The sequence below is a fragment of the Streptomyces sp. AcH 505 genome (assembly GCF_000818175.1).
Lineage (GTDB): Bacteria > Actinomycetota > Actinomycetes > Streptomycetales > Streptomycetaceae > Streptomyces.
Window position 1 is genome coordinate 4,028,705 of sequence record NZ_JTIY01000001.1, and the last position, 5,096, is coordinate 4,033,800.

Sequence of the window (5,096 nt, forward strand, 5' to 3'; positions counted from 1 at the left end):
CTGCGCGCCGTACTGCTGCTGGCCGCCGCCCGGGTAGCCGTAACCCTGCCCGGCACCGCCGGGGCCACCGGGCTGGACACCGTACGGAGGCTGCTGCGCCGACGGCTTCGGGGCGCCCACGAGGGCGACCTTCAGGGCCGGTACGAGCGGCGTCGCGACCGCGGCGGCGGCGAGGATCAACGCGGCGATGAAGCCGAGGATCAGGCCGCTGCCCGCGTCGAGGCCGTCAAGGCCGAGCAGACTCCACAGCGCCGTCCAGGCCGCGAAGATCGACAGCGCGACGCCGAACTGGCCGAGGTCGAGCCCCACGATGACGCGCGGCGCGGGCAGCGCGTGCGAGACGACGATCAGCGCCGCCGCGATGACTCCGGCCAGATAGATGCTCATCACGATGCCCAGTGAGTCCCAGGCGTTCGGAGAGTCGATGGACCCGAGGCCGCTGGAGCTGTACAGAGAGAGGAACGAGGCGATGAACAGCAACACCGCTGCTCCGATCACCACGCCGTCGCCTCTAGAGAGGGAGCGGATGTTCACGTGAAAAGTCCTTCGTCAGTCGTCTCGTCGGGGCGGTCGTCGCTGCCGCGGGTACGGCGGTGCGGGGTGCGAAGCTCGGGGGCGGCTCCCTATCGTACGGATGAATGTATCGCCTGCCCGATCGCCCCGTCTGCCCGGTATCCGCCCTCGGTCCGACTCCTTTTCCCGTTTGCTTTCCGTTACTTCGCCAGAAAGCCGCTGACGCCCTCGGCAAGACCCTCGGCGGCTTTCTGCCGCCAGGCCGCGCTCTTCACCAGCGCCGCGTCCTTCGGATCACGCATGTTGCCGCATTCGACCATGACCTTGGGGACGGTTGACAGGGTCAGTCCGCCGAGGTCCTTGCGCACGTCCAACCCGGCTCCCGCACCGATGTAGTTGGAGGGCTTGGTTCCGGTTGCGTCTGCGAACGTGCCGACGATCAGCTCGCCCAGCGCGCGGGACGGCGCGACGATCTCGGAGGTGTCCGCGCCACCGCCCTTGACCAGGGCGGGAAGGATGACGTGGAAGCCGCGGTCGCCCTCGGGAGCACCGTCAGCGTGGACGGAAAGGGCCGCGTCCGCCTTCGCCTTGTTGCCGATCTCGGCGCGCTCGTCCACGCACGGGCCCCACGGGCGGTCGTCGTCCTGCGTGAACTGCACCTTGGCGCCCTGCTTCTCCAGCAGCGCCCTGACGCGGTGCGCCACGTCGAGGGTGAACCGGGCCTCCGCGTAACCGTCGTTGGTCGACGTGCCGGTGGTGTCGCACTCCTTGGTGCTGTTGCCGTACTTCACCGGCTTGTTGATCTCGGCGGTGTGCTCGGCGTTGTGCGGATTGTGACCCGGGTCGATGACGACGAGCTTCCCCGCGAGCGGCTCGGCGGCCGGATCGCCGTCGCCGGGTTCGTCGTCACCGGGGGCGCCAGGAGTGCCGGACGGCGAGGAGGAAGGGGACGAGCCGGCGGCGCCGCCGCCGTGCGGCGACATCGCGGCCGGCGGCCCGCCGCCGTCGGATCCGTTGGTTCCCTGCCAGACCAGCCACCCGGCCAGGCCGCCCGCCACGAGCGCGGCGAGTGCGACGGTGACGGTGGACCGGGAGAAGGGCCGGCGTGCGGGCGCTTGGCTTTCGTCGTACGACACCCGGCGATGCTAGTGCCCCGCCCCGCACGCTCCGCCCCTCTTCCCGACTCCGGTGCCGCGCGTCACACGTGTGCGGCACACCGGGGCGTCACGCGTGTGCGGCACACCGGCACGTCACACGCCGGGTCCGGTGCGGCGCAGGACACGCAGCGAGTCCGTGGCGGAGACCTCGGAGAAGGCGCCGGAGGCGAGCGCGCGGCGGTAGACGCCGTACGGGGCCCGGCCGCCGTCGGCCGGGTCGGGGAAGACGTCGTGGATCACCAGCAGACCGTCCTCGGCCAGCAGGGGCGCCCAGCCCTCGTAATCGCCGTTCGCGTGCTCGTCCGTGTGTCCGCCGTCGATGAAGACCAGCCCCAGCGGGCCGCCCCAGACCGCGGCGACCTGCGGGGAGCGGCCGACGACGGCGATCACGTACGGCTCAAGACCCGCCGCGTGCAGGGTGCGGCGGAAGGTGGGGAGCGTGTCCAGCACGCCGGCCTCCGGGTCGACCAGCGTCGGGTCGTGGTACTCCCAGCCGGGCTGCTGCTCCTCGCTGCCCCGGTGGTGGTCGACGGTGACGGCGACCGTACCCGCGGCGCGGGCGGCGTCGGCGAGCAGCAGGGTCGAGCGCCCGCAGTACGTGCCGACTTCGAGGAGCGGCAGCCCGAGCGCCGCCGCCTCGGCCGCAGCCGCGTACAGGGCGAGCCCTTCGTGGGCCGGCATGAACCCCTTGGCCGCCTCGAAGGCGTCGAGCGTCCCCGGTGCGGGCGCGGGCGCGGCCATGCGTTCTCCTCTTGATCGCGGTACGGAACGTGGCCGCCCATCGTGCCAAGCCGCCCCCGGCGCGACGGCGCCGGGGGCGGAGGTGGGGACATTTCGGCACGCGGGCGTACCGCGCCCGGGTGTCAGGTCGTGACAGCGCCGCTGCGCTCGCCGGCCGCCTGCGGCAGCACCAGGTCGACCTCGACGGCGACACCGTCACCCGCGTACGACACCGGGTGCGCGTGCGGCGCGTGGCCGGTCGCCGAGCCGGCCAGGACGTACCCGCCGCCGGACGGCGGGAGCAGGGTGTACCGGCCTTCGTCGTCCGCGACCGTGAGCCCGGCCTGCCGGCCGTGCCGGTCGATGAGCGTCACGTTGGCCCGCGCGACGGGCTCGCCGTCCACCGTCAGCACCCGGCCGCGGAAGCCGCCGGACCCGGCGACCAGCGTCGAGGACAGCGCGTCCTCGTCGGCGCCGCTGACGGCCTTCGGCCCGGCCGGCCGCTGCGACGGCAGGAACGCGGCGAGCACGAGACCGCCGATCACCGCGCCGGTGGCGATCATGAACGAGATGCGGAAGCCGTTCATCGTCGGCACGGCGAACCCGCCGACCTCGACCGAGGTCTTCGCGAGGACCATGCCGATGACCGCGCTCGACACGGACGTACCGATCGACCGCATCAGCGTGTTCAGGCCGGTGGCGGCGCCGGTCTCCGACGGGTCGACCGCGCCGATGATCAGGGCGGGCAGCGACGAGTACGCCAGACCGATACCGGCACCGATGACGACCGAGACGATGATGGTCTGCCAGGCGGCGCTCATCAGGCCGATGCCGGCGCCGTACCCGATCGCGATGACGACCATGCCGAGCATCAGCGAGACCTTGGGGCCGCGCCGCGCCGCGATCTTGGCGTAGAGCGGGGCCGTCAGCATCATCGTCAGACCGAGCGGCGCCACGCACAGCCCTGCGACGACCATCGACTGACCCAGGCCGTAGCCGTTGGACTTGGGGAGCTGGAGCAGCTGCGGCAGGACCAGCGAGATCGCGTAGAAGGCGACACCGACCATGATCGAGGCGAGGTTGGTGAGCAGCACCTCGCGCCGCGCCGTGGTGCGCAGGTCGACCAGCGGCGCCGCGCTCCGCAGCTCCATGACGCCCCACAGGAGCAGGATGGCGACGGCGGCGCCGAACAGACCGAGCGTGGTGCCCGAACCCCAGCCCCAGTCACTGCCCTTGGTGATGGGCAGCAGCAGGGCGACGAGTCCGGCGGAGAGCCCGATCGCGCCGCGCCAGTCGAAGGTGCCGACGGCCCGTACCGCGGACTCGGGCACGACGAGGACGGTGAGCAGCATCGACAGCACGCCGAGGCCGGCCGAGGCGAAGAACAGCGCGTGCCAGTCGGCGTTCTGCGCGATCAGCGCGGCGACGGGCAGGGCGAGTCCGCCGCCCACGCCGATGGACGAACTCATCAGCGCCATCGCGGAACCGAGCTTCTCGCGCGGCAGCTCGTCACGCATGATGCCGATGCCGAGGGGGATCGCGCCCATCGCGAAGCCCTGGAGCGCCCTGCCGGCGATCATCGTCAGCAGGTCGTCGGTGAAGCCGCAGATCAGCGAGCCGACCACCATGACGGCGAGGCTGGCGAGCAGCATCCGCCGCTTGCCGAAGAGATCGCCGAGCCGCCCCATGATCGGGGTGGATATCGCGCCCGCGAGGAGGGTGGCGGTCATCACCCAGGTCGCGTTGGACGGTGACGTCCGCAGCAGGGCGGGCAGGTCCTTGATGACCGGTACGAGCAGGGTCTGCATCACGGCGACCGTGATGCCCGCGAAGGCGAGGACGGGTACGACCCCGGCGGTTCTGCGCTCCCGTGGATCCGGGAGTGCCCCGGCGGGCTGTTCGGTCGTCGTCAGCGGCATACGTGCGCCCTCCGGGCAGGAAGAAATCAGGACAGAAGAGTCGAATGTGGATCAAAAGAGCCCAGGGCGGGCCCCGTTGACCGCCGATGGATGTCATGTGAACGCTTTCTCGTCGGCGCGCTATTCCGGCTCACGGCACTCGGTCGGCATCGGTTCGTAACGAGTGAATATCGGCCGGATACGGTCACACGTGGTCGTGCTCGTGGATCTGGACGCGGGCGCGGACACTGGCGTGGGCGGGGGCGTGGTCGTAGGACCGGCGGACCATGGTCGCTGCGACGGAAAACCGATGTATGGACCGCGCACCGGCTGCGACCATGACACGCATGGTCAGAGCCGCAGCAGGAACCGAAACCGATTCGATACCCGGCCCGACGTCGACCGGAGCAGGCCACGGACGCACCTGGGCGGTGGTCCTCGCCGCGTGCGCCGGACAGTTCCTCGTCGTCCTCGACGTCTCCGTGGTGAACGTCGCGCTGCCGTCGATGCGCGCGGACCTCGGGCTCTCCGCCCTCGGACTCCAGTGGGTACTCAACGCCTACTCGATCGCCTTCGCCGGCTTCATGCTGCTCGGCGGGCGCGCGGCCGACATCTTCGGCCGCAAGCGGATGTTCCTCGTCGGGCTCGGGGTCTTCACCGTCGCCTCCCTCGCCGGCGGTCTCGCCCAGGCGGACTGGCAACTGCTCGCCGCGCGGGCCGTGCAGGGCCTCGGCGCCGCCGTACTCGCCCCCGCCACGCTCACGATCCTCACCTCGGCCGTACCGCCGGGACCCGCCAGGACCCGCGC

Annotated in this window: 4 protein-coding genes and 1 pseudogene; 1 reads left to right on the plus strand and 4 read right to left on the minus strand. The window is 71.6% G+C overall.

What is annotated here, in order from left to right; translation table 11 throughout:
• From HY68_RS43840 to HY68_RS18445, 4 genes and pseudogenes are all read right to left on the minus strand, one after another.
• A pseudogene (locus tag HY68_RS43840) lies at nt 1–534 on the minus strand (DUF5336 domain-containing protein); the annotation flags it as partial.
• Nucleotides 535–713: 179 nt separating this feature from the next.
• On the minus strand, nt 714–1,649 hold the full coding sequence (locus HY68_RS18435) for an N-acetylmuramoyl-L-alanine amidase (protein ID WP_041990283.1): 936 nt from the start codon (nt 1,647–1,649) through the stop codon (nt 714–716).
• 114 nt (nt 1,650–1,763) lie between these two features.
• Nucleotides 1,764–2,411 (minus strand): class I SAM-dependent methyltransferase, encoded by a 648-nt coding sequence (locus HY68_RS18440; protein WP_041990286.1) that lies wholly within the window; start codon nt 2,409–2,411, stop codon nt 1,764–1,766.
• A gap of 122 nt (nt 2,412–2,533) precedes the next feature.
• Nucleotides 2,534–4,309, minus strand: coding sequence for an MFS transporter (locus HY68_RS18445; protein ID WP_041990288.1), 1,776 nt, complete (start codon nt 4,307–4,309; stop codon nt 2,534–2,536).
• A gap of 317 nt (nt 4,310–4,626) precedes the next feature.
• Here HY68_RS18445 and HY68_RS45240 point away from each other — a divergent pair.
• Nucleotides 4,627–5,096 (plus strand): MFS transporter (locus tag HY68_RS45240; protein ID WP_241778776.1); only part of this gene is annotated, 470 nt, incomplete at its 3' end.

Excerpts from the sequence above, each read along its gene's own strand:
- HY68_RS18445 (WP_041990288.1), bottom strand. The coding sequence starts at position 4,309 with ATGCCGCTGACGACGACCGAACAGCCCGCCGGGGCACTCCCGGATCCA.
- HY68_RS18440 (WP_041990286.1), bottom strand. The coding sequence starts at position 2,411 with ATGGCCGCGCCCGCGCCCGCACCGGGGACGCTCGACGCCTTCGAGGCG.